The organism is Jeotgalibacillus sp. JSM ZJ347 (genome assembly GCF_044383825.1).
Classification (GTDB): Bacteria; Bacillota; Bacilli; order Bacillales; family Jeotgalibacillaceae; genus Jeotgalibacillus.
In genome coordinates this window covers 486,736-511,503 of record NZ_JBISEN010000001.1, presented here as the reverse complement: position 1 = coordinate 511,503, position 24,768 = coordinate 486,736, and the positions used below count along the sequence as shown (strand labels likewise).

31 protein-coding genes are annotated in these 24,768 nt (G+C 40.7%); 1 reads left to right on the top strand and 30 read right to left on the bottom strand.

Translation table 11 applies throughout. The annotated features are described in order from the left end of the window. Nucleotides 1-199: 199 nt before the first annotated feature. From ACH6CZ_RS02640 to ACH6CZ_RS02610, 7 genes are read right to left on the bottom strand one after another with little or no spacing between them, the layout of a single operon-like run. Complete coding sequence (locus ACH6CZ_RS02640) at nt 200-1,174, bottom strand: biotin--[acetyl-CoA-carboxylase] ligase (RefSeq protein ID WP_374095868.1); 975 nt, start codon at nt 1,172-1,174, stop codon at nt 200-202. Further along, complete coding sequence (locus ACH6CZ_RS02635) at nt 1,159-2,346, bottom strand: CCA tRNA nucleotidyltransferase (protein ID WP_374095867.1); 1,188 nt, start codon at nt 2,344-2,346, stop codon at nt 1,159-1,161. Before ACH6CZ_RS02635 ends, ACH6CZ_RS02640 begins: the two co-directional genes overlap by 16 nt. After that, nucleotides 2,339-3,484, bottom strand: a complete 1,146-nt coding sequence (bshA, locus tag ACH6CZ_RS02630; protein ID WP_374095866.1) for an N-acetyl-alpha-D-glucosaminyl L-malate synthase BshA — start codon at nt 3,482-3,484, stop codon at nt 2,339-2,341. The genes ACH6CZ_RS02635 and bshA overlap by 8 nt, the downstream gene beginning before the upstream one ends. After that, entirely contained in the window at nt 3,484-4,176 is a 693-nt protein-coding gene (bshB1, locus tag ACH6CZ_RS02625; protein WP_374095865.1) for a bacillithiol biosynthesis deacetylase BshB1, read from the bottom strand. Before bshB1 ends, bshA begins: the two co-directional genes overlap by 1 nt. Beyond that, nucleotides 4,169-4,552: a methylglyoxal synthase gene (gene mgsA, locus ACH6CZ_RS02620; RefSeq protein WP_374095864.1), complete on the bottom strand. Its 384-nt coding sequence runs from the start codon at nt 4,550-4,552 to the stop codon at nt 4,169-4,171. Before mgsA ends, bshB1 begins: the two co-directional genes overlap by 8 nt. A 12-nt stretch (nt 4,553-4,564) precedes the next feature. After that, nucleotides 4,565-5,365: a 4-hydroxy-tetrahydrodipicolinate reductase gene (dapB, locus tag ACH6CZ_RS02615; protein ID WP_374095863.1), complete on the bottom strand. Its 801-nt coding sequence runs from the start codon at nt 5,363-5,365 to the stop codon at nt 4,565-4,567. 1 nt (nt 5,366) lies between these two features. Further along, nucleotides 5,367-5,705: a nucleotide pyrophosphohydrolase gene (locus tag ACH6CZ_RS02610; protein WP_374095862.1), complete on the bottom strand. Its 339-nt coding sequence runs from the start codon at nt 5,703-5,705 to the stop codon at nt 5,367-5,369. Between the two features lie 76 nt (nt 5,706-5,781). On the opposite strand from ACH6CZ_RS02610, the gene ACH6CZ_RS02605 reads away from it, so the two are divergent. Then, nucleotides 5,782-6,651 (top strand): YitT family protein, encoded by an 870-nt coding sequence (locus ACH6CZ_RS02605; RefSeq protein ID WP_374095861.1) that lies wholly within the window; start codon nt 5,782-5,784, stop codon nt 6,649-6,651. Between the two features lie 40 nt (nt 6,652-6,691). On the opposite strand, the gene ACH6CZ_RS02600 is transcribed toward ACH6CZ_RS02605, so the two are convergent. From ACH6CZ_RS02600 to ACH6CZ_RS02490, 23 genes are all read right to left on the bottom strand, one after another. Then, the gene (locus ACH6CZ_RS02600) at nt 6,692-7,369 is read right to left on the bottom strand and encodes a zinc metallopeptidase (RefSeq protein WP_374095860.1); all 678 of its coding nucleotides are present in this window, start codon (nt 7,367-7,369) and stop codon (nt 6,692-6,694) included. 56 nt (nt 7,370-7,425) lie between these two features. Continuing rightward, nucleotides 7,426-7,569, bottom strand: a complete 144-nt coding sequence (locus ACH6CZ_RS02595; RefSeq protein WP_374095859.1) for a hypothetical protein — start codon at nt 7,567-7,569, stop codon at nt 7,426-7,428. A 35-nt stretch (nt 7,570-7,604) separates the two neighbouring features. Further along, nucleotides 7,605-8,207, bottom strand: coding sequence for a lipoprotein heptaprenylglyceryl N-acetyltransferase LhaT (gene lhaT, locus ACH6CZ_RS02590; RefSeq protein ID WP_374095858.1), 603 nt, complete (start codon nt 8,205-8,207; stop codon nt 7,605-7,607). A 92-nt stretch (nt 8,208-8,299) separates the two neighbouring features. After that, nucleotides 8,300-9,064: a menaquinol-cytochrome c reductase cytochrome b/c subunit gene (locus ACH6CZ_RS02585; protein ID WP_374095857.1), complete on the bottom strand. Its 765-nt coding sequence runs from the start codon at nt 9,062-9,064 to the stop codon at nt 8,300-8,302. 36 nt (nt 9,065-9,100) lie between these two features. After that, a complete protein-coding gene (gene qcrB, locus ACH6CZ_RS02580) occupies nt 9,101-9,775 on the bottom strand; it encodes a menaquinol-cytochrome c reductase cytochrome b subunit (protein ID WP_374095856.1) in 675 nt (224 codons plus the stop codon). 17 nt (nt 9,776-9,792) lie between these two features. Beyond that, entirely contained in the window at nt 9,793-10,302 is a 510-nt protein-coding gene (locus ACH6CZ_RS02575) for a QcrA and Rieske domain-containing protein (RefSeq protein WP_374095855.1), read from the bottom strand. A gap of 149 nt (nt 10,303-10,451) precedes the next feature. Beyond that, nucleotides 10,452-10,913, bottom strand: coding sequence for a YpiF family protein (locus tag ACH6CZ_RS02570; protein WP_374095854.1), 462 nt, complete (start codon nt 10,911-10,913; stop codon nt 10,452-10,454). Nucleotides 10,914-10,985: 72 nt separating this feature from the next. Further along, nucleotides 10,986-11,525 (bottom strand): ReoY family proteolytic degradation factor, encoded by a 540-nt coding sequence (locus tag ACH6CZ_RS02565; RefSeq protein ID WP_374095853.1) that lies wholly within the window; start codon nt 11,523-11,525, stop codon nt 10,986-10,988. A gap of 14 nt (nt 11,526-11,539) precedes the next feature. Further along, nucleotides 11,540-12,793, bottom strand: coding sequence for a tetratricopeptide repeat protein (locus ACH6CZ_RS02560; RefSeq protein WP_374095852.1), 1,254 nt, complete (start codon nt 12,791-12,793; stop codon nt 11,540-11,542). A gap of 145 nt (nt 12,794-12,938) precedes the next feature. After that, nucleotides 12,939-14,231 carry a 3-phosphoshikimate 1-carboxyvinyltransferase gene (gene aroA / locus ACH6CZ_RS02555; protein ID WP_374095851.1) on the bottom strand — a complete coding sequence of 431 codons (1,293 nt, stop codon included), beginning with the start codon at nt 14,229-14,231 and terminating at the stop codon, nt 12,939-12,941. 23 nt (nt 14,232-14,254) lie between these two features. Then, the gene (locus ACH6CZ_RS02550) at nt 14,255-15,358 is read right to left on the bottom strand and encodes a prephenate dehydrogenase (protein WP_374095850.1); all 1,104 of its coding nucleotides are present in this window, start codon (nt 15,356-15,358) and stop codon (nt 14,255-14,257) included. 13 nt (nt 15,359-15,371) lie between these two features. Continuing rightward, entirely contained in the window at nt 15,372-16,457 is a 1,086-nt protein-coding gene (hisC, locus tag ACH6CZ_RS02545; protein ID WP_374095849.1) for a histidinol-phosphate transaminase, read from the bottom strand. Further along, nucleotides 16,457-16,840, bottom strand: a complete 384-nt coding sequence (gene aroH, locus ACH6CZ_RS02540) for a chorismate mutase (RefSeq protein WP_374095848.1) — start codon at nt 16,838-16,840, stop codon at nt 16,457-16,459. Before aroH ends, hisC begins: the two co-directional genes overlap by 1 nt. Further along, nucleotides 16,837-17,913, bottom strand: coding sequence for a 3-dehydroquinate synthase (gene aroB, locus ACH6CZ_RS02535; protein WP_374095847.1), 1,077 nt, complete (start codon nt 17,911-17,913; stop codon nt 16,837-16,839). The genes aroH and aroB overlap by 4 nt, the downstream gene beginning before the upstream one ends. A gap of 1 nt (nt 17,914) precedes the next feature. Continuing rightward, nucleotides 17,915-19,087, bottom strand: a complete 1,173-nt coding sequence (gene aroC / locus ACH6CZ_RS02530; RefSeq protein WP_374096505.1) for a chorismate synthase — start codon at nt 19,085-19,087, stop codon at nt 17,915-17,917. A 91-nt stretch (nt 19,088-19,178) separates the two neighbouring features. Then, nucleotides 19,179-19,952, bottom strand: coding sequence for a CheR family methyltransferase (locus tag ACH6CZ_RS02525; RefSeq protein ID WP_374095846.1), 774 nt, complete (start codon nt 19,950-19,952; stop codon nt 19,179-19,181). Nucleotides 19,953-20,052: 100 nt separating this feature from the next. Next, nucleotides 20,053-20,499, bottom strand: coding sequence for a nucleoside-diphosphate kinase (gene ndk / locus ACH6CZ_RS02520; protein ID WP_374095845.1), 447 nt, complete (start codon nt 20,497-20,499; stop codon nt 20,053-20,055). Between the two features lie 92 nt (nt 20,500-20,591). Next, complete coding sequence (gene hepT, locus ACH6CZ_RS02515; RefSeq protein ID WP_374095844.1) at nt 20,592-21,554, bottom strand: heptaprenyl diphosphate synthase component II; 963 nt, start codon at nt 21,552-21,554, stop codon at nt 20,592-20,594. Between the two features lie 11 nt (nt 21,555-21,565). Beyond that, nucleotides 21,566-22,279: a demethylmenaquinone methyltransferase gene (locus ACH6CZ_RS02510; protein ID WP_374095843.1), complete on the bottom strand. Its 714-nt coding sequence runs from the start codon at nt 22,277-22,279 to the stop codon at nt 21,566-21,568. Between the two features lie 2 nt (nt 22,280-22,281). Continuing rightward, nucleotides 22,282-23,058 carry a heptaprenyl diphosphate synthase component 1 gene (locus ACH6CZ_RS02505; RefSeq protein ID WP_374095842.1) on the bottom strand — a complete coding sequence of 259 codons (777 nt, stop codon included), beginning with the start codon at nt 23,056-23,058 and terminating at the stop codon, nt 22,282-22,284. Nucleotides 23,059-23,237: 179 nt separating this feature from the next. After that, on the bottom strand, nt 23,238-23,474 hold the full coding sequence (gene mtrB, locus ACH6CZ_RS02500; RefSeq protein WP_374096504.1) for a trp RNA-binding attenuation protein MtrB: 237 nt from the start codon (nt 23,472-23,474) through the stop codon (nt 23,238-23,240). Nucleotides 23,475-23,485: 11 nt separating this feature from the next. Further along, on the bottom strand, nt 23,486-24,100 hold the full coding sequence (gene folE / locus ACH6CZ_RS02495; protein ID WP_374095841.1) for a GTP cyclohydrolase I FolE: 615 nt from the start codon (nt 24,098-24,100) through the stop codon (nt 23,486-23,488). Between the two features lie 150 nt (nt 24,101-24,250). Beyond that, nucleotides 24,251-24,523: an HU family DNA-binding protein gene (locus ACH6CZ_RS02490; protein ID WP_039809415.1), complete on the bottom strand. Its 273-nt coding sequence runs from the start codon at nt 24,521-24,523 to the stop codon at nt 24,251-24,253. Nucleotides 24,524-24,768: the final 245 nt, after the last annotated feature.

Genomic DNA, 24,768 nt, shown 5'->3' with positions numbered 1-24,768 from the left:
CAGAGGGAAACGAAATGTCTGCAGACATAAATAAAACCTTCTGATAGACAGAAGGATGCCGCAGGTTATTCCGGTCCTCTGTCCCTGTCACATAATGGATCAAGGCAGATCATTACAGTTATTCAATCAAAGGTGCAGTTCACTTAAGATACTGCCCACTCACAGTATAACAGATCCAACTGGTTCCCAGCTATAAAAACTACTCAATATCAGCTGAGTAGATCAGGTGTGTTTTGCCGCTTTCATCTATCAGTTTCAGTACGCCTTCATTTGTGATCCCGGAAGCAAATCCTTTAATTTCATTGTTTAATGTTCTTGCAGTAATCTGCTTTCCAATCGTGATCGCATATTTTTCCCACACTTCTTTAATCGGCTCAAATCCTTCTTTAATATAAACAGCATAATATTTTTCGAGATTAAAGAGGATCTCCTGTACAATTCCAGCTCTTGAAAATGTCTTTCCGCTCTCAATATGAAGTGAGGTTGCAATCTGCTGTATCTCATCTGAAAAATCCTCAGAAGATTGATTTACATTGATTCCCATGCCGACAATCAGCGAGTGAATCTGTTCACTATCCGCCTGAAGTTCAGTTAAAATACCAGTTACTTTCTTTCCGTTGATCAGCAAATCATTCGGCCATTTTATATCAACGGTTAGTCCGCATATTTTTTCAATTGCCTCTACAATGGCGACTGCAGCAATTAATGTAAACTGAGGGGCTTTTTGCGGAGGAAGTGAGGGTCTCAGCAATAAACTCATCCAAATACCCGTTCCCTTCGGTGAATGCCATGAACGTGCCATTCTTCCCCTTCCTGAAACCTGTTCCTCAGCAATCACCAATGTCCCTTCAGCTGCATTTTCCTGAGCAAGCCGATGAGCGATTTTTTGTGTGCTCTCCACTGACTCATAAAAGTGAACAGCTCTGCCAAGCCGCTCAGTTTTTAGACCGACGAGCAGATTATTTTCATTTAATTCATCTGCTTTTCCAAGCAACCGGTAACCTTTTTTCCGTTTTGATTCTATGATAAATCCGGATGATCTTAAATCTTCTATATGCTTCCATATAGCCGTTCTTGAGCACCCTGCCTTATCTGCAAGTTCCTGACCGGAAAAATAGCTGTCTTCTGCAGATGAGAGTGCATCCAGTATTGATTCTCTTATTTTCGAAGCCATTCTGTCTCCACCCAATCTTTTATGTCACTTAATTGATTTTTAAGCACACCATTTAAAATGTTCTTTTCAATTTCAGCCGTACATTCTTTTACCCATGGCCCGCCTTTTTTTCCTGTCCATTTAATCAAATGCGTGCCTTTAAAAGCGAGGTCTTGTTTAGATTTAATCTGCATAGCGTGATATAAATCTTCAAGCCATCTTTCATCATAGTGATTGTCCAATAGCACAGCAGTTATTTTTTCGGCAGACCTGATCTGATCAAACCCTGAGTAATAAATATCCGCTTTCTCAAATGATCTTTCATGTCTGATCGCAACTAATTCTGCTAATAAAACGCATTTTTTAATTGTTTTATTAGACATCCTCCACTGCTTCAAAATTTCCTTTATATCCTGATTTTGACCAACCAGCAGTAAAAGCACCAGGCGCTCATCTGCTGTAAGCGTGTGATAATTCATTCTGCTCACTGCGGTCACAACTTTTTGATTGATAAGTGGCGGCATAAAATCCGCCAATCCCGTTTCTACAGCATAAGATAAAGCTCTGTCCGCAGCAGGCCCACCGATCAGCTTTTCAAATTCAGCAGTTATTCTTTCAACTGCAACGAATGAGAGACGCGGTGCAAGCGCCTGTATCGCTTCATACGTTTTCTTTTCAATGGAAAAATTCAGCTGAGATACAAATCGGATTGCTCTCAGCATTCTTAGCGCATCCTCTTCAAACCTGTCACGCGGAGCACCTACAGTACGGATCTCATTTTTATTAATATCTTCTCTTCCACCGAAAAGGTCAGTCAGTGCATAAGTTGATGATAACGCCATTGCATTCATTGTAAAATCTCTTCTTTTTAAATCCTCTTCAAGAGATCTGACAAATTGAACTTCATCAGGCCTTCTGCTGTCAGAATACGTTCCTTCAGTCCTGAAAGTTGTCATTTCAAACTGACCTCTCTCATGCAGGACAAGGACGGTTCCGTGCTCAATGCCAATATCGATTGTCCGGTTAAAAATCTTCTTGATTTCCTCCGGTGTAGCAGACACTGCAATATCAATATCATTGATGTTTCTGTTTAAATAAAAATCCCTAACACAGCCGCCAACAAAATAGGCTTCAAATCCGTGCCTTTCAATTTCTTTTAAAACCGGGAGCGCCTGAGTGAATAATTCATTCATTCTGCATGTCCCCATTCAATAATTCATTGTACATCGCTTCGTATTGTCTAATGATTTTACTTGAATGAAAGTCATTTTGAACCGTTACAACCGCCTCCCGCGAGAAAGATGAGTGAAGTTCTTCATCCTTCAGAAGGTTGACAGCTGCTTTCCCCATTGATACTGTATCACCCACCGGGAAAATATAACCGTTTTTCCGGTCCATAATGACTTCCGGTATTCCGCCGGCATCGGTACCAATACAAGGAACACCACAGGCCATCGCTTCTAGAGCCACCAGTCCGAAACTTTCCTTCTCAGAAAGTAATAGCATCAGATCACTAATTGAATATAGCTCTTCAAGATTATCCTGTTTGCCAAGAAACAGTACCTGATCTTTAATACCGAGCTCATCAACTTTTTTAAGCACAGCAGACATTTCCGGGCCGTCTCCTGCAAGAATTAACTTTGAAGGCAGCTCTTTATTAATATGTGCAAACACACTGACGACATCAAGTACCCTTTTTACTTTTCTGAAATTAGAGACGTGGATAATGATTTTTTCATTCTCCCCGATTCCATAATCCTTTTTTAAATAGTCAGACTGTACTTTTCTATAGATTCTTTCATCAAGAAAGTTATAAAGCACGTCAATCTCTTTATCAGGCGCGATCAGATCCTTCGTCTGCTTGACTAAAGCATTGGAAACAGCTGTTACACGGTCGGATTTTTCAATCCCGAATTTGATCGCTTTTGTGAGACTGTCATCTACGCCAAGTACTGTAATATCAGTGCCATGGAGTGTAGTGACAATCTTCACGTCGCTTTTCGCCATCTGTTTGCCCATAATCGCACAGACTGCATGTGGAATCGCATAGTGGACATGGAGAATATCCAGCTCTTCACGCTCGATTACATCAGCCATTTTATTCGCAAGTGCGATATCATATGGTGGATACTGGAACACTGAATAGTGATTAACTTCTACCTGATGAAAGTAAATATTTGAATACATCTTATTTAGGCGAAAAGGAATACTTGATGTAATAAAATGGACCTGATGACCTTTTTCAGCGAGCAATTTCCCAAGTTCTGTTGCAATTACACCTGATCCGCCTACTGTCGGATAACATGTAATACCTATTTTCATTTTTTTCATTACACACCTGCAATATCCTTATTTATTAATAACGGCTTATCACTTTTGAATCCTTCAGCCATTTTCACTTCAACTTCCTTGCCAAATACCTTATCTCTTGAAAGTACTGTTTCTATGTAATCATCAGTCAGTGGCGTCTTCACTCCACCCTCCGGCATAAATTGACTCTCAAATGCAGAAAGAGCTTTCACTTTCTGATCTTTAAAATGAGTAATATCAATCACAAAGTCCGGCTTATGTATGCCATTGATCATATAATAGTAATGCATTGTTTTATGCAGTTCCTGACCGGTTTCATAATTTCTGATTCTTGCTGAAAATACAGCTTCTTTTACTAATTTTGCTGCATGAACATGGTCAGGGTGTCTGTCTTCATAGTAAGGTGAAAAAACCATTTTCGGCTTTACTTCTCTGATCACACGGACAACCTGTTCGATCGCGCGCTGGTCAGCGGAAAACTTACGATCACCAAGATCCAGATTTATTCTTCTTTTCACTCCAAGAATCTTTGCTGCATTGTCAGCCTCAATGAGTCTGTTTTCAGGTGTCCCGTTTGAAGACAGCTCCGCTTTCGTTAAATCACAAATGGTTGCTGACATTCCTTCACTGATCCATTTCGCCAGCGTTCCACCCATCCCGATCTCTACATCATCAGAATGAGCGCCAATCGCCAGAATATCCGTCTTACACATGATCAAGGTCCCCTCTAATAATTCCCTTAATAAGAATGACAGCAGATCCGATATTCGTGGCCATTGGAATATTATAGACATCTCCAAGTCGGACAAGTGCAGATACGTCCGGCTCATGAGGCTGTGCAGTCAATGGATCGCGGAAGAAGAACACCGCATCAAGCTCCTGATTTGCGATCCTCGCCCCAATTTCCTGGTCGCCGCCAAGTGGACCAGATTTGTACCTGTGAATAGGCAGGTTGGTGAGCTCATTTATTTTTTTCCCTGTCGTTCCTGTCGCAAATAACTGATGCTTAGCGAATTCATCTTTGAATTCATTTACAAATTTTAAGAGCTCTTCTTTTTTTTCATCATGTGCAATCAATGCAATATTCATGTGACCATCTCCTTAGTCGATAATGTTTTCCACGCCATAGACCAGTTCTTTAAGATCCATGACTGAATGAATACAAAGCTTTACACCTGACATAAATGAACCTCTGTCATGAGAATCATGCTTAATTGTCAAAAGTTGGCCTTCTCCGCCAAACATGACCTGCTGATGAGCAACGAGTCCGGGAAGTCTGACACTATGAATGCGGATACCATCAACATCACCGCCACGGGCACCATCGACCGTCTCTTTTTCATCAGGATGTCCCTGCTGCTTACTAACCCGCTGTTCTTTAATCATTTCAGCTGTTTTTAATCCTGTACCGGATGGGGCATCGAGTTTTTGATCGTGATGCATTTCAATGATTTCTACATCCTCAAAATATTTAGCTGCCATTTGTGAGAATTTCATCATCAGAATTGCGCCAATCGCAAAGTTCGGTGCAATAATTGTCCCTAATTGATGCTCTCTTGAAAGTTCTTTTAATTCTTCCAATTCTTCCTGTGAAAAACCCGTTGTCCCGATAACCGGTCTTACGCCGTTAAGTAAAGCTGTTTTTGCATGCAGGTATCCGGTTTCCGGTGTTGTAAGATCTACCAATACATCAGGTTTTACTGTATCGAAGCATTCATCAGGGCTGGTGTAGATGACAGCATCTGAGCTGAATCCTTCTATTTCTGACAGCACTTGCTGATTATATTGTCTATCTATCACGCCAGACAGCTTTAACCCTTCTGTCTGTTCTACAAGCTTGACCGCTTCTCTTCCCATTTTTCCACGCGGTCCTGCGATCACGACTGAAATTTCCTGTGCCATATTAATGATCCTCCTTTTTAGTCCAGCGATCTTTATCTCTGGTTCTGAATTTATTCATTACTTTATGGTGTGCATCTTCAAGGCTGATCCCCTGCTCATTGGCAAAGCAGGTGAGGACAAAAAGTAAATCTCCAAGTTCCTCTTCAATCGTACTTGCATCTTCAGTATTTTTTTTCGGTTTTTCACCATAATGATGATTAATTTCTCTTGAGAGCTCTCCCAGCTCTTCTGTCATCCGGGCTAGCATTGTTAAGGGTTTAAAGTACCCTTCTTTAAATTGACTGATGTACTGATCTACATCTTTTTGCATTTCCTTTACAGTAAAATCATGATCTTTCATTTTCTACCTCCGTGATATTGCTAATAGATCGTCAATTAGCATATAATGTTGAACGTATGTATAAGGGGGGATTTAATTGTTTGGATTAAAAATTAAAAATATACTTTTTATTATGTTTGGTGCTGCCGTCTTCAGTTTCGGTATCGTTCATTTTAACATTCAGAACAACCTGGCTGAAGGCGGTTTTACAGGGATTACGCTATTATTATACTTTATATTTGATCTGAAGCCTTCTATTACGAATCTGCTGCTGAATATTCCGGTCTTTATCATCGGCTGGAAGCTGCTGGGACTAAGATCTTTTCTGTATACACTGCTTGGCACATTAAGTGTATCACTTTTTCTCGAATTATTTTATATTTATCAATTCTCGATCCCACTTTCAAATGATTTGTTTTTGGCAGCACTGTTTGCAGGCGCATCAATTGGTATAGGGCTTGGCATTATTTTTAGGTATGGCGGGACGACCGGCGGTGTGGATATCATCGCGAGACTCGTAAAAAAGTATGCGGGATGGAGCATGGGCCGTACGATGTTTATCTTTGATGCAGCTGTAATTTTACTGTCTCTTGTCACTTATTTGAATTACCGTGAAGGTATGTATACGCTGGTTGCGGTATTTGTTGGTGCGAGAGTGATTGATTTCATGCAGGAAGGCGCTTATACAGCCAGGGGTGCCATGATTATTTCCCCTCACCAGAAGCAAATCGCTGATCTGATTGCTTCTGAAATGGATCGCGGCGTTACGGTTTTGTCGGGGTACGGTCATTATTCCAAAGAGAAGCGTGAGGTATTATATTGCGTCGTTGGCAGAAATGAACTGGTCAGGCTCAAAAACCTGATCACATCAGTAGATCCGCATGCCTTTGTATCTGTGACGGATGTACACGATGTATTAGGCGAGGGATTTACACTCGATGAAAATAAAAAACCGATCGAATCATAAGAAAACGGAAGCTTCAAACTAGAAGCTTCCGTGTTTTTTATTAATCGTCTCCATTCATTCCAATGAACATCAGAATGAATCGCAGTAATTCAAGCAGTGCAACAAGTGCAGCTGCTACATACGTAAGTGCTGCAGCATTTAGTACTTTTTTTGCATGCGGTTCTTCTTCATTTCTAATTAAGCCGATCCCAATCATCTGATTCATCGCGCGTGACGATGCATTGAATTCTACAGGCAGTGTTACAAACTGAAAGAGAACTGCTGCTGCAAAGAAGATAATGCCACCGAGCATAAATTCCATAGAACCAAGGAGCATACCCGCAATAATTAAGATAAAAGAAAAGTTTGAGCCCAGATTTGCAACAGGAACAAGCTTATGACGCAGTCTTAAGAATGCATAACTCTCTGCGTCCTGAATGGCATGTCCTACTTCATGGGCTGCTACTGCAGCTCCTGCAACTGACATTCCATGATAATTATCAGGTGAGAGCACAATTTCTTTTGTTCTCGGATTATAATGGTCACTCAAAAATCCTTTACCGGGTTTTACAGATACATCGTAAATTCCGTTTTCATGAAGAATTCTCTGTGCAACTTCAGCACCGGTCATATTTGCAGTTGTCTGAACTTTAGAGTATTTCTTATACGTTTTCTTAACACGGCTGCTTGCCCATAAAGGCAGGATTAAAATCAGCGCAAAATAAATCAGGATTTCCATTCAGACCCTCCATTATTATTGTTTGATTAAATTTTACCTTTGAACTAAATTTACTGTCAATTATTACGTTCACGCTCTGACACATTCTTTTTTTCTTTGTCATATTTTCGCCACGAGACATAACCGAGTACTGATATTATCGAACATGCTGTGAATAGACTTAACACGATAAACGGAATATTAGACACCGCAATAAGCATAAGTCATTCCTCCTTGACCTATGCTATGCCGGTTATTAGGTTGTATGTAAAGACCTTTGCCAGTCTTTTCGATATATTCCCACATACCACGCAATTAAGACAGAACATACGCTTAACCAGAACGTGAAATAACCAATATGATCGATCATTTCTGACAATCTTGAATAAACAGGATATTGCATATAGACATAATCAATCACATCATTATGAAATGTCCATACAGCAGCGAGAACAATATGCCAAAGCTTTATCCTGTAAAAAGGCGCATACAACAGCCCCTGAGCAGCCATTGCAGCATGAGACAGTACAAGCATCCATGCAACCGCAGACATTTCTCCTGTTACTCCCCATGTAAGAAAGTTCATGACTACTGCCCAGATCCCATACTTAAATAAAGTGATAATAGCCAGTGCTTCAATGAGCGGCCATTGTTTGTGAATTAAATAACCAAAAATAACAATTGTAAAAAATAAACTTGCTGTTGGACTATCCGGGACGAACATCAAAAAAACGGGATCTGTTTCAGCCAGCTGAAATTTGTACCAGTAGTAACCGTAAATCGTGCCAAGTAAATTCACAATAAATAAAAGGACTAAAAAATATCTGTTTGACAGCCACGAGAAGATATATTCTTTCATTTACTCACCTCTAGGTCAAATGGTTTACTCAGTTTGAATATCTCTCCTAAATCTGATTAAAAAAAGAGCCGGAACTACCGGCTCTTTTCGTATTATTCTGCTGCAGGATCTGATATGAATTCAGCAAGCTGCTGAAGTTCTTCATCTGAACCTTCGAACAGTCCGGCAGGCATATTGCCCTGACCGTTAACTGCAATCTCAGCAATTTCTTCAGGTGATAGACCTGATTCAGCTAGTGCAGGTCCCGCTCCACCTTCAAGGTTTTCACCATGACAGTTGATACAGCCCTGCTGTTCATATATTGCATAACCTTCTGCTTCAGTGTTAATTTCCACTTCTGCAACAATTTCACCCTGTGTCTTCTGCTTCTCCCAGTCGTGGTATGCAACTGATTCCCAAGTAAGGAAAATCGTTGCAGCGACACCGAGCAGCATAAATCCAGTTGCAAGTGGTCGTTTACCAGGACGGCGCGCAGGTCCGCGGTCGATAAATGGTGCGAGCAGTAAAGCGCCAAACGCGATACCAGGAATAACGAAAGCACCAATTACATTATAAGGACCAGAAGCGAAATCATATTTCAGCAGCTGGTATAAAAACAAGAAATACCAGTCAGGAAGAGGAATGTATCCTGCATCCGTCGGGTCAGCAATTTTCTCAAGCGGTGGTTCGTGCGCCACAGTTAAGGCTAAGAAGCCAATTAAAAACACAGAACCTACCAACCATTCTTTTAATAGAAAGTTTGGCCAGAAAGCTTCCGTTTTTCCAGGAAACTCTGAGTAATCTTTTGGAATATTCGGTTTACGATTTGCCGGCACACGAGAATCTCCGACAAACTTCATCCCTTTTCCACGATGCATAGTTTTCCCTCCTTTTAGTCCAGGTGTTTTGCTATTTTATAGCGGTCCTGAGATACCCTGCTTACGAATCATAATAAAGTGGGCTGCCATCAGACCAAGTAGTGCACCTGGCAGGAAGAATACGTGAATCGCAAAGAATCTGGTTAATGTCTGAGCACCCAGTATGCTCGCATCTCCTGCTAATAGAACACGGATCTGCTCACCAATCAGTGGTGTTGCAGCAGCAATTTCAATACCTACCTTAGTTGCAAATAGAGCTTTCATATCCCAAGGCAGAAGATAACCTGTGAAACCTAGTCCAAGCATAACGAAGAAAATAAGTACGCCTACTACCCAGTTAAGCTCACGTGGTTTTTTGTAGGCACCTGTGAAGAACACCCGTAAAGTATGAAGAAACATCATGACAATAACAAGACTGGCTCCCCAGTGGTGCATCCCGCGGACGATTACGCCGAAGGCAACTTCATTTTGTAAGTAATAAACTGAACGCCATGCATTTTCGATATCCGGTACATAATACATGGTCAAAAACATTCCGGATAAGATCTGTATAACGGTTACGAAGAATGTCAATCCGCCGAAGCAGTATACGAAAGCTGAGAAGTGGTGAGCCGGGTTAACGTGCTCTGGCACTTCGTGGTCAGCAATGTCACGCCACATTGGGGTAATATCCAACCGTTCATCTACCCAATCATAAATCTTATTAAGCACCCATTACGCCTCCTTTACTATGCAATTGTGTTTGGAACAACTTGTCCAAGCTGCAAGATGCCATCATCAGATACTCTCGTCTCGAACATGTCAAGTGGAGCAGTCGGTGGCGTTCCCGGTACGTTCTTACCGGACTTTTCATACAATCCATTGTGGCAAGGGCAGAAGAATCTGTTAGGATCACTTTCTCTTCCTTCCCAGTTAACTGTACAGCCTAAGTGTTTACATGTTGGGTTAAGTGCAACTACTTCCTGATTTTCATCAAGATAAACCCAAGCAGTCTGAGTGACTTCGGACGTATACCATGCGTCTACCTGTTCGTAAGAAAAGTCTACGCGGGTTGGTACGTCACTCAATTCATCAACTGAAGTACCAGTTGAGATAAAATCCCCTCCAGCTTCAGCAGTTAAAACAGGATCAATCGCAAAACGCACCATAGGCATAAGCATTCCTGCAGCCATGAAACCGCCTACACCAGTTAATGTATAGTTTAAAAATTGACGACGTGAAACACGCTGATTACTCATTAATTTCCCCCCTCTACCGTCAGGTCAGTCCCTCGGACATTTTTCGCACAAATATATAACTAGGACATATTCATGATATATCAATATATTATCAAGGTCAATAATCCGTTAAACCTTTTCATTTCAACTATGTGAAGTTTTTTTGAACGTTAGTTCGCCTGCCATTTCCCCACGACAATTTTCAACAGTTGGCTGACCTGATCTTCTATGATTTTTTGCTTATACTTTCCTTCCATATGCTCCATCGGAATAGATGGAAGCCATATTAAATCTGCCGGCAGTCCCGCTTCTACCTCTCTCCAAAATGGATCGGAAGTGACAAGAAAAATGTGATCAAAGCCGTTACCTTCCAATGTGTTTGCCCATTCTTCCATTCTTGCTTTCCTTTGTGCCTGATCTTCTGACGAAAAGTATGTAAAAGGCGGCAGCAGCATCATACGGCCTTTAAATTGCTTCTCAAGCATAGCCGTTACCAGCGGAATAAATTCCGCCTGATCAGCTTCCTGCTTTGCCTGGTCACCAAAACTGACTGGTAGTAACGGCACAACTGCAGTATCTATATATTTTTGTTCCTGAAAAAACAGCTCTATATCTTTTGTATTCCAGATCATTTTATCTCTCCTTTTATCATGTTCTAGTAAATTGTAGCATAAAAAATATAGACAGCAGGCGCTGTCTATATTTCAAGTAAGACTTTTTAATCTTTCTGTCAGCTGTCTGAACCTGTCTTCATCATGCCGGTCCAATGCTTCATCGATCTCTTTCATCAGCTGTGTGCGCTGATTCGCAGAAATACTGTCAGTCAGAAATTGTTCTGCGAGCTCTTTTTCTTTCTTGGACAGCTGACTTTCTTTCGGTGTATATGGGTTATCTTCCAATACGGCTGCATACTGGTATGATGAATAGGCTGAATCGAAGTTCAGCTGAACATATAAGTCTTCTTCACGATGGAGCCTGATATCATGAAAGGATTTCTCTGCATCAGTTGTCATGACCTGTCCCTTATAGAATCTGAAGGGTACTTCCTCACTGCATGCTGTCGACATCACAATTCCACGCGGACAATATCTGGCATCTTCTACAAAGTGCAGATTCTCTATCAACTGCTCATGGCTCAGCAAATAATTCATAATCCAGACTGATTCTCTCTTTTTCAACTGATAATGCTGCAAAAACCATTTGATAAAGTCTTTTTTCTCATCTGCTGAAATGGATGGGGCCAAGCCAATCCCTCCTTTTATTCCTGACTTAAATGTTCTATATTCAGCTGCCACTCTTCATTAGCAGGATCTTTCTTAGAAAGCTTCAGATATATTTCGAGCGCCTCCTTGTGTCTGCCTTCTTCTAACAGGAATTTTCCATAATCCTCAAGGAAATCACTATGATCATTATATACCACATACGCTTTTTTATATTCTTCTGCTGCTTCAGAAAAATCTTCTCTTAATTCATAAGCTTTCGCTGCGTCCCATAAGAATTGAGGATCATCTTCTCCTGATTCCCTCACAGTATGGATAATTTCAAGACATTCGTCAGGCTTTTCCTGCCTTAACAGAATTTTATTTAAAATTAATGCAGCTTCAAGGTAATCAGGATCAATTGCAATGGCCTGTCTTAAATGCTGCTCTGCATTTAGCTCATCACCTGATTTTAATGATAATTTACCTGCTGTTAAAAAGAGCTCCTTGTTGAAAGGATCACTTTTTACACCTTTCTCAGCAGCTTCAAGTGCTTTTACAATATCCTCTTCATGCTCATAAGCATGAGCGAGCAGTTTATATGCACTGTGATATTCCGGATCAAGTTCAATTAACTCTTCAAACATCTCTGCAGCAGTGATATGATGTCCCGCCTGATAGGCTGTAAAACCATACTGGAAAAGCGTCTCTGCATCTCTTTCATGTTCGAGCGCCTCCTCATAATAAGAAAGGGCTTCTTCAAATGATCCGCCCGCGCTGTAGCATTCACCAAGGCGCTTGCTGATCAGTACGCCTGCAATCTCAGGTTCAGATAACATTTTATAAAACCTGATCGCTTCTAAGAATCTTCCCTGCTGAATATAAAACTCAGCTAAAGCAAATTGTATAACTTCTTCTTTTTTATCAGCTTCATAAGCCTGAAGCAGTTTCTGCTCACTTACCTCATGCAGACCCTGCATATGATAAAGGTCAGCTGATAGGAGCATTGCACGTGCGTAAAACTCACTTGAATGATTGATTTGCTCAAGCAGGACCATTGCTTCCTCAATCTGGTCAATCTCCGCATGGGCTTCAGCTTTTAATATCACCAGTTCTGTTTCTTCAGGATAAAGCTCAAGTAAATCTTCATACAGCTCTATGCTTTTTTCCTGAAATCCAAGACTGTAGAGGGCTTCAGCAGCCTCGTATTTTTCTTCATCAGATCCACTTCTCTTTAAGTCATGGAATATTTGCATCGCATCTTCAAGACTGCCTGCATGAAGATACTCAATCATTTTTTGTAGTTCATTCATTTTAAAACCTCATTTCGTACTTATCTCATAAAAGAATAAGAGAACTTAGGTTCAGATTCAACTATAACCCCTTATACATACTCATTCGCTTTATCTTTTCAAAACCCTTTTTTTCCATATAAAAAGAGCAGAATATTCTGCTCTTTTAATTCCGGACCTGATTTGTTACATATGACAGGTCCTCAAAAAATGATGGATATGAAACACTGATACACTCAGGATTTTCAACATGTACCGCGTCTTCTGTTATCAGCGAAGCAACTGCAAGCATCATACCGATCCGGTGATCACCCCTGGAATCCGCCTGTCCTCCATGCAGCTTGACCGGTCCGTTAATAATCATTCCGTCATCTGTTGCATGAATATCTGCCCCAAGCTTTTTAAGTTCTTCAACGACAGCATCAATCCGGTTTGTTTCTTTTACTTTCAGTTCCTCTGCATCCCTGATCACTGTCTGACCATCTGCCTGCGTAGCGAGGAGTGCAATGATCGGAATTTCATCAATCAGCCTTGGAATTAGTTCTCCGCCAATTTCACAGCTTTTAAGGCCGCTGCTTGTCATTGAGATGTCACCGAGAGGCTCTTCATCATTGTTGGTCTGTGACACACTGACGTTTGCCTGCATTTCTTTTAAGACATCAATAATGCCGGTCCTTGTTTCGTTAATTCCTACATCCTTAAGTAAAAGATTACTGCCGCTTGTAATCGCTGCAGCGGTTAGGAAAAAGGCCGCAGATGAAATATCACCCGGAACGTGTACATCTTTCGCTTGAAAAGCCTGGTTACCACTTACTTTAATGCGATTTTCTTCTCTTGAGATCTCACCTCCGAAATGACGGATCATTTTTTCAGTATGGTCTCTCGTCTTCTCAGGTTCCACAATGACTGTTTCCCCTTCAGACTGAAGACCGGCAAGGATTAAAGCAGATTTTAACTGCGCACTTGCTACTGGCAGCTTATAATGAAAAGGCTTTAGGGTACCGCCTCTGACAGATAGAGGGGTTAAATTCCCGTGATCTCTGCCATCGATTTTTGCCCCCATCTGCTTCAGAGGGTCTGTGACACGATTCATCGGGCGCTTTGCAATAGACTCATCTCCAGTTACAACGGAATGAAATGGAAGTCCAGCCAGAATACCGAGCAGCAGTCTGGTAGTTGTCCCGGAATTACCGGTGTATAAAATTTCATTTGGTTCCTGCAGACCTGAAAATCCTTTACCTTCAATCAGGATCTCATCATTTTTCTCAGTAATATTGACACCCATTTTTCTAAAGCAATCGATTGTACTGAGACAGTCATCTCCTTTGAGAAATCCTGTTACCTTTGTTACACCCTCAGAAATTGCACCAAACATAATCGATCTGTGAGAGATTGATTTGTCACCGGGTACTTTCAGCTCCCCCTGAACAGAAGGGTTTTTAAATTGAAGTGTTTTCATCAAAAAACTCCTCTATATGTTTTCTATACTGTAAATACATCATAGTCTGTAACAGCTGATATACAGTCTGCGCCACGCTTTCGATCCTCTTCTGTCTGAAAGCTGATCGTCAGCACACCGTATATATCTTCTCTTGTTTCCATAATTCTCAAGTTAACGATACTGATTTCTTCTTTCGCAAGCAGACCGGTAATCTCTGAGATTACACCAGGATAATCCGGGACGTCTACAAATAGATCATAAAAAGACGGAATCGCACCTTTTTGAAGAATCGGCATGGAATCCCTGAATACTTTTGCTTCAGAAAAATAGTCATAAATCTCATCAGGGCTGTTTTCTTCAAGCAGATCAATCACCCTGTTCATTTCCTGCTGCCATTCTTTCACCAGGTCTTTTAACGTATCTATATTATGAAGTGTGATATCCCTCCACATGGACGGATTTGAAGACGCAATCCTTGAGATGTCTCTGAACCCCCCTGCTGCGAGACTTGAGATCAGCGGTTGTTTCTGGTAGTTCTGCTTCACCTGATGGACGAGAGAAGAAGCAATAATATGTGGAAAATGACTGACGATCCCTGTTATATGGTCATGCTCTTCAGGTTTTACTTCCAAAAATTTCGCACGGGTTCCAATCAGCCACATTTTTAATTTGTCGACACTTTCCTGTGAAACTGTGTCTCCTGGTGTCAGGAGGTAAAAAGCGTTCTCAAATAAAAATGCTTTTGCAGCAGATACACCACTTTTATGGGAGCCGGCCATTGGGTGACCACCGATAAAAGTCACTCCTTTTTCAGATAAAACATGACTTGAATTCATAATTTTCTTCTTGGTACTGCCTACATCTGTTATAATCACACCGGGCTTAAGCGTTAGTTCTGACAGTGCATTCATCAGCTTCTCAGTTTCATTCACCGGTGTGCAGATAATGATTAAATCAGCCTGCTCCGCATCATTTTCAAGTGATGTTGATGTGTGGCTGATTGCATGAAGTGCCTTGGCAAGCTTCATTTCCTCCGGCAATATATCATAACCTGTCACTTTTGCTTCAGGGTATTCTTTCAGGATAGAAAGACCGATGGAGCCTCCTATCAGCCCCAGCCCGACAATTAAAACATTTCCTTTCATACCTTCACACCCTTTATTGCGTTATGATCTCACGAATTGACTCGAGCGTTTTATCCACTTGCTCGCCTGTTCCGATAGTAATTCTTAAGCTTTTTGGGTATCCAAGTGCTTGTCCGCTTCTGGCAATAATCCCTTTTTGCATTAATGCCTGAAACATCTCATCAGCGTCTCTATTAAAATGAACGAGAATAAAATTACCCTGTGAAGGAAAATAACTTAATCCATGTTCAGTACAGAACTGTTCAAACTTTTCTATGCCTTCTCTGTTCTGTTCCCTGCAATATTGAATAAATTGCTGGTCTTTCATTGCAGATGCCGCTGCAAGGTGTGCCAATGAGTTTGTATTAAAAGGCTCTCGAACAGGCTCAAGGGCCTGAATTAACTCCGGTTGTGCAATTCCGTAGCCTACTCTGAAGCCGGCAAGTCCATAAGCTTTTGAAAATGTTCTTGTGACAATCAAATTAGGATAATCCTGAATTAATTCCAGCGCATTGTAATAATCATCAGCAGTTACATATTCAAAATAAGCTTCATCCAGAACCACCACTACATCCTGTGGGATTTTATTTAAAAACTGTTTTAGGTCGTGGTCACTGATGCTGATACCTGTTGGGTTATTTGGACTGCAAACCCATACAACGGCAGTGTCTTCATTTACCGCCTGAGCCATTTCATCAAGGTTATGTCTTCCATTAATGAGCGGAATTTCAATTACTTCTGCTCCTTCAATCACTGCATTATGTTTATATTGAGGAAAAGTCGGAGCAGCCATTACGGTATTTTTCGAAGAGTCAAGCATTGCTCTTGATATAATCTGAATGATTTCATCTGATCCATTACCTAATATAAACTGATTGCCAGGCAGCTGATAGAAATCAGCCAGTGCCCCTCTGAGGACGGATCCGCCTCCGTCCGGGTAGATTGCATAATTCATCGCATGAGCGGTAAGGGCTTCTCCCACTTTTTGAGAGCTCCCAAATGGATTTTCATTAGATGCAAGCTTAATGATTTCACTCAGACCGAGTTCTTTTTTAACGTCATCTACTGTTTTTCCAGGTTTATACGGTGTCAGTTTTTTTACTTGATCTTTTATATACATCATGAATCCGCCTTTCTATTTGCACCCACAAGATCCGGGCGCAATTTTACAGCTTCGTGGTGGTAGATATGCTGAATCTCTTTTTGCTTCTTCTTTGTATTCACGTGTACCATCACCCTGATGCAGAGTGGCAGTGCATCCTTAACAGGAATCTCCCTCATGCACATGACAGGTACATATTCCCAGCCTTCAATTTGTCTTAAAGCTTTGGCGGGAAATACAGAACTGATATCATCTGTTGTTGAGATAAACACTGAAGCTGTATCTTCAGGATCGATATGATTTTTCTCGATCATTTCTGCCAGGAGAAAATAGGTTGCACTTACAATCGACTCCTGCTGATCACTGTCTACTGTTGTAGCGCCTCTGATTCCGCGTATCACTGGATCTCCCCCTTTTGCTTTAATAAAAAATGAATATCCTCAAGCTCAGAAGGATCGATATTTTCAAGGACCGGTTCTCCAACTGCTTTCAGTAACACAAAACGAATACGGCTGTTCAGGTTTTTCTTATCTTTTTTAATGAGATTTAACAGTTCTTCAAAAGGTGCTTCGGTTTGAATCTCATATCCAATAGAGGTAACCCATTGGATAAATTGATCAATATCTAAGTCGAGCCCTGACTTTTTTTCACTTAATAACAGCGCATAGATCATACCAATCATGACAGATTCTCCATGCAGCTTATCACCAAAACCTGACCACGCTTCTACAGCATGTCCATAGGTGTGACCGAAGTTCAGGTACGCACGGATGTTTTGTTCGCGTTCATCCTGACTGACAATGTTTCCTTTAATCTGAATACCTTTTTTTAGAGCATACTGTAAGAAGCTGCCGTCAAGATTGTTAAGATCAGTCACTTCGTTCATGATTTCTGATAGAAATTCCTGGTCTGCAATCAGCGCATGCTTAATAACTTCAGCAAATCCAGATCTGACTTCTCTGAGAGGAAGTGTATCCAGAAAAAGACTGTCATAAATGACTGCTGATGGCTGATGGAAACAGCCCGTCATATTCTTGCCCAGCGGGTGATTAATCGCCGTTTTGCCGCCAACAGCGCTGTCATGAGCGAGAATGGTCGTTGGAATTTGAATGTATCTGATGCCTCTCATATAAGTTGCAGCAGTAAACCCTGCCAAGTCGCCTGTCGCTCCACCGCCACATGCAACAATCAATGAATGCCTGTCAAGCCCTGCTTCAAGTGCAGCACCCATTGCTTTTTCATAGATGGCAAACGACTTTGCTTTTTCTCCTGAAGGAAGGATGTAGAGCGCATTATAAGGAATATGCAGGTCTATATATTCCTTATGAAGTTCATAAACCTGTTCATCAATCAGTATTAATATTGACGAGACTGCAGGCTGCAACTCCTTAATCACACGATTTGATTCAGATAGAGCACCCTTACCAATTAAGACCGGGTATGCATTCCCTGCATTGATCATTAATTGCTCCATATTAATAATCCTTTGCGTATGCTCTGTGTTCTTCAACTGATTCTTTTAATTGCTCAAAACGGTCGCTGTTAAATTGATCACATATTGCAGATGCAATTTCCCAGGCTACAACCGCTTCAGCTACAACTGCAGCTGCAGGTACAGCACAGCTATCAGAACGTTCAATACTCGCACTGAAAGGTTCTTTCGAATCAATATCAACACTTTCAAGCGGCTTGTAAAGAGTCGGAATCGGCTTCATAACCCCTTTGACAACAATCGGCATGCCAGTTGTCATACCGCCTTCAAATCCACCGAGCCTGTTTGATTTTCTGTAATAACCTCTATCTTCTGACCAGGCAATTTCATCATGTACTTTACTTCCTGGAAGTCTTGCCATATCAAAACCTAATCCAAATTCCACACCTTTAAAAGCATTAATGCTCATAATCGCTGCAGCAATTTTTGAATCAAGCTTTTTATCGTAATGAACATAGCTGCCTAAACCGGCAGGGACATTCTCAACAATGACTTCCACAACGCCACCTATTGAATCGCCATTTTTCTTAGCAGCATCAATGGCCTGCTTCATTTGTTCTGAAGCTTCAGGGTCAACGCAGCGTACTTCGCTTTCTTCAGATTTCTCACGAATTTCAGCAGCAGTCAAACCAGAATGTTCTTCTGCAATTACCCCGCCAATTTCTTTTACGTGACAGGCAATGTTAATGCCAAGATCCTTTAGAATTTTTTGGGCAAGTGCACCAGCTGCCACTCTCACAGTTGTTTCTCTTGCAGAAGACCTTTCCAGTACATTACGCATATCCCGATGACCATATTTAATGCCGCCGTTTAAGTCGGCATGTCCCGGTCTTGGTCTTGTAATTTTACGTCTTACTTCTTTTTCTTCATCGTCAGTCAAAGGCTCTGCACCCATGATCTTAGTCCAGTGTGTCCAGTCTTTATTTTCAACGACCAGCGCGATTGGGGAACCGAGCGTTTTACCATGCCTAACACCACTCATGATTTGCGCACGGTCAGTTTCTATTTGCATTCTTCTTCCACGGCCGTAACCTTTTTGTCTTCTTGCTAGATGTTCATCAATGTCAGACGCTTCAAGTGCGAGACCTGCAGGAAGACCTTCAATGATTGTAGTAAGTTGTGGTCCATGTGATTCACCTGCTGTTAAGTATCTCATCATAACGCTTTCCTCCTTCAACTCGCTAAAGTGATATTTGTACAGTCTAACATATTTTTTAATATGTAAGTAGAGAAATTATCGGGCAAATTCAAATTTTTCGGTAAAAAAAAGTTTCGACTGATTCTAAGCCGTATTTAGACGGATTAAATATCTGTTCTGTACTTCCTACAAATAAAACACCGCCGCTCCGTAAAGCTTTACTGAACTTAAAGTAAAGTTCTTCTTTTGCTTCTTCAGTAAAGTAAATCATCACATTACGACAGACAATCAGATCAAATCCGCTATCAAAACGGTCATTTAAGAGGTTTTGCTGTTTGAATACCACATTATGTTTAATCTCGTCTGAAACTTTATAAAAAGCACCCTGTTTTGTAAAATACTTTTGTCTGATCTGCTGCGGGACTTCACCCAGTGCCCTTTCAGCATACAGACCGATTTTAGCTTTCTCAAGCGCCAGCCGGTCAAGATCAGTAGCAAGGACATTTGTGAAGCTTCCTTTTTTAAACTGATTTAAAACCATCGCAAGCGAATATGGCTCTTCTCCTGTTGAACAGGCTGCACTCCATACCTTCAGAGGACGATTTATTTTTAGCAGCTCCGGTAAAATATTGTTTTCGAGAACTTCCCACCTCTTATGGTTCCGGTAAAACTCTGAAACGTTAATGGTCATTCTATCTAAAAATTCATCCATTAATTCACGTTCAGAAGAAAGTGCAGATGAAAAATCATTAAATGAACGAAAACCCTTTTTTTCATAAAGAGATGTTAAGCGCCTTTTCATTTGAGCTTCTTTATATAGCGCCAGATCGATTCCTGTTTTATGTTTTATATATGTTACAAACCCTGCATAGTCATTTGACATATCATACACCTCATTTAGTAAAAACCTATTATAAATTACTATATTAAACAATGAACAATATTGCCATTAAAAAAAGCACCTGCTAAGGTGCTTTTAAATCTTAATATACCCACTCATCACTAGACTTTTTATATTCAAGTGCTGCACTTTCACCAAAGAAAAGATTCATCTCGCGTTCTGCACTTTCAAGAGAGTCAGAACCATGGATGATGTTTTTCCCTACTGTCAGCCCATAATCACCACGGATCGTGCCCAGGTCAGCTTCACTAGGCTTAGTAGCACCCATCATGTGACGCGCAGTTTTTACAACATCTTCACCTTCCCAGATCATTGCAAAAACAGGTCCTGATGTAATGAAATCTACCAGTTCACCAAAGAACGGCTTATCTGCATGTTCCCCGTAATGCTTTTTAGCCAGATCATCTGAAATGACCATCAGTTTACCTGCTGCCAACTTAAAACCTTTTCTTTCAAATCGGCTGATTACTTCCCCAATTAACCCTCTTTGTACACCGTCTGGTTTAACCATTAAAAATGTCTTTTCCATCGCCTATTCCCCCAACTATGTATGTCGGCCTTCAGAAGACCCTATAAAAGATTATCACTCATTTCATTTTTTGGCAACGTTTTCATTACATATTAATACTTTCTTTTACCAATGAAAATCGCAATATCCCTCAATGACTTTTTAGCTTTTGACTGGGGAATTGTATCAAGCTGTTCAAGCGCTTTTACCAGATACTGCTGACTGATCATTGATGAACGCTTAATCGCGTCTGTCTGAAGGATTCCATCTATAATTACCTGCAAATCCTCTTTAGACATATCTTCATGAACTTTTTTTATTTTACTGGCAAGCTGTTGATCTTCCATTGCAAAAAATACAGGCAATGTAATATTACCTTGCAGCAGATCTCCTCCTGCAGGTTTTCCAAGCTCTTTTTCAGTACCGGTAAAATCAAGAATATCATCGGTAATCTGATAAGCCATCCCAACATAATACCCAAAGCGATATAGTTTCTTTTGAATTTCAGGACTAGCTTCGCCGGTTACTGCACCAAGCTGGCAGCTGACTGCGATTAAAAGCGCTGTTTTTCTTTTAATCCGTCTGAAGTAATCCTTCAGACTTTGATTAAATCGATACTTATCCTGAATCTGAGCGATTTCGCCAATACAAAGCTCTACAATCGCGTCAGACAGTATTTTATGGGCTGTCGGGTCATTAATGACAGTCATATAGTTTAAAGCCCTTGCAAACATGTAATCCCCTGTATACATCGCTACCTGGTTGTTCCATTCTGCCTGGATCGTGGTTCTTCCTCTGCGCATATCCGCGTTATCAATGACATCATCATGGACAAGAGATGCCATATGAATCAACTCCAGCGCTACAGCAGCGTTTTTCACTTTGTGAATATCATAATGTCCTGTTTTTGCAGAAAGCAGTACAAAAACAGGTCGGATTCTTTTGCCTCCGGCCTGAAGTAAGTGCAGCGATGCATTTTTAAGTAATGCAGTATCTGAGTGAATAGCAAGGCTCAGCTCTTTTTCTATCTCTTCGATATCCGTTTTTAAAAACGAATAAAGCATCGTTAATTTCATTATACTTCCACCTAATCTACATTTTGAGCTTTTTTATAGCCAATATGCATTGCTGCCGCTCCGCCACTGAAAGGTTTAAAATGTACACTCGTAAAACCGGCGTCTTCAAACATATCCGCTAACTCTTTGGCTCCCGGAAAGTCTTTAGCTGATTCCTGCAGCCATGAGTATTCATTATAGCTTTTAGCGAGAAGTTTTCCAAATACCGGCATAATGTATTTGAAATAAGCATAGTAAACTTGTCTGAATCCCGACAGTGTCGGCTGAGACGTTTCGAGGCAAACTGCCATTCCGCCAGGTTTCAATACTCTGTTCATTTCTTTTAATACTGCTAAATAATCAGGAACATTTCTCAGCCCAAAGCCAATTGTCACATAATCAAATGAGTCATCTTCAAATGGCAGTGACATCGCATTTCCGTGTATTAGTTGAATCTGAGGATAGCTTTTAACCTTCTCATGACCTGTTTTAAGCATATTCTTACTGAAATCAAGCCCAATCACCTGACCTTCAGGACCTGCAGCTTCAGCTAATGCAATTGTCCAATCAGCTGTTCCGCAGCACACATCGAGTGCTTTCGAACCTTTAGCGACCTGCATTTTTTCCATCGTATACTTTCTCCAGCGGACGTGCTGCTGAAAGCTGATAATTGAATTCATTTTATCGTAACGGCCATGTATTTTCTCAAATACGCCATGCACTTTTTGTTCTTTCTCAGTTTGCATAATTACCCTTCCTCTGCATACATAATCAATCTTTCATAAAAAGAGCTGAAGATCGGCAGGTTTCTGGTTGATGAAGGAAGGTTAAGTTCCTTTACCTGATGTTCGACCTTTTCTGAAATTCTTTTAATGATGTTTTTATACGTTCTTAAATAATCAGATGTTTTGATATGGTTCTTACCGTGCTTGAAAAAATAAAACAAACTCGAGAATTGCCCTTGTGAATAAGCTGCTTCTTCTTTTTTTAATCGCTGTATTAATAGCAGATTTTCAGCAAGAGGCACCAGATCATGAAATTCAAGATGTCTGAAAAGACTTGTAATGATTGATGACTCAATCTTTGTGAGACTATGCAAATATTCATCTTCAGATAGTGAGTGCTCAGGAGAAATTTCAATTTTATGCTCATTGATTACTTCAATCGCACGTGCAATTTTTCTGATCAGCTCTATATCAGGTATATCAGATAGTATTTTATAATAAAGTCCGCTGTAATAATCTCCGGCTAACACTGTAAGCTGCTTCATCCGGTGGGATTCATTATTAGAAGAAACCTTTTCATGGGTATCAAGCGCCTGTTGAATCAATATGGCGGTCGCCACATATGATTGATCGAGTTTTGTATATTTATTTTTCAGATAAAACGGGAGTAAAAGCAGAGACAGCCTTTCGATATCTATTTCAGGCTGTCCGATTGCTGCATGAAGATATGGATGATGAATTTGATCGGATATGTGTTGCACGGTTTCATTCATCCAGCGCTCATATTGTTTAAAGCTCATCGTTCTCTCCCCGTTTCGTTAGTTCGTATGTAAGTCACTTATTTTATCCGCATTATTGCTGCTTTGGATGTAATCATGTAATTTGTACTTGTATTAGAAATCCATACTATTATAGCATACCAATTGCATGAGGTGTGAAGTCAAAAGAAGCCAGCACTTGCTGGCTTCAGTCATTCAATTTATTTTTTTGTTTTTTCTTCACTGAGCACTTCACCATGTGCAGTCAAAATGGAAGCTTTTCCTCGTACCTTTACAGCTGAGGTATGCTCAGTGAACTGGGCGATCATCACTTCACCCTTATCAAGCTTCTCAGAATGATGGAACTTTGTATCCGTGCCGCGTGTCAGCCCGATTACATTTACACCATCTTCAAGCGCTTTGATGCTAATAAAATTACTCTGGTCACTCAAAGAGATTCGCTCCTTTATTAATCCATCTTCAGAAGAGTCATTACTTCATTTCTGAGTACTGAATCTTCTTCATATACACCGCGTGCAGCAGTCGTAACTGTTTTTGCGCCAGGCTTTTTAACACCCCGCATAGTCATACACATATGCTCAGCTTCAACGATGACATATGCGCCATGTGGTGCCAGCATTTCCATGATTGCATCTGCAACAGTTGATGTAATTCTCTCCTGCAGCTGAGGTCTGCGTGCCGTTGTTTCAACAGCTCTGGCTAATTTACTCAGACCTGTTACTTTTCCGTTCTTAGGCAGATAGGCAACATGTGCCTTCCCGTAGAACGGTACCAGGTGATGTTCACACATTGAATGAAAAGGAATATCTTTTACAAACACCAGTTCTTCATGGTCTTCATTAAAAACGGTTTTGAAATATTCCTTTGGGTCACTATGAAGACCTGAAAACATTTCTTCATACATTTTCGCAACCCTTTTAGGTGTATCAAGTAAGCCTTCTCTTGAAGGATCTTCCCCGACTGCTTCAAGCAGCATTGTAATTGCTTTTTGTATCTTCTCGCGATCAACCCGGCCATTATTCGTTTCTGGTAGAGTTGTTAACTGTTCAGTTGTTTGGTCCATTGTCCAATCCTCCTACACTGCTATATTTCACTTCATATTAGCACAACGGACGAAACAGGCGCAAAGGCAACTGCTCAGTAAATGCGCGGATGGTTTGCAATAACATAAAAAACCGCACAAATTGTGCGGTTTCCTCGCTAAAGATATGTATTATTTAACAGCATCTTTTAGCGCTTTACCTGGTTTGAAAGCAGGCACCTTGCTCGCTGAGATTTCGATTTCTTCACCAGTTTGCGGGTTACGGCCTTTACGGGCTGCGCGTTCGCGTACTTCGAAGTTACCAAAACCGATCAGTTGTACCTTATCACCTTTAGCAAGTGCATCTTGTACTGTATCGAATACTGCATCAACTGCTTTAGTTGCATCTTTCTTAGAAAGCTCAGCAGATTCAGCAACTGCATTAATTAGTTCAGTCTTGTTCACGTCATTCACCTCCTCCCAAAAAAGTTATGGGCAAGTCTCTGTTACTTAGTGAACATTGAAAAGGATCTTCACGATTTTAATAAATCGCTTAAAAGCCCATAGAATCAATGTTTTAGATCAATTCTGTTAAAAGATTATCATATAAAAAATACATTAGCAAGAATAATACGATAATTATTGGCAATCTCTTCTTATTATCTCCTCATTCAGGAAAAATAAACCTGATTTTGATACCGAAACACTTC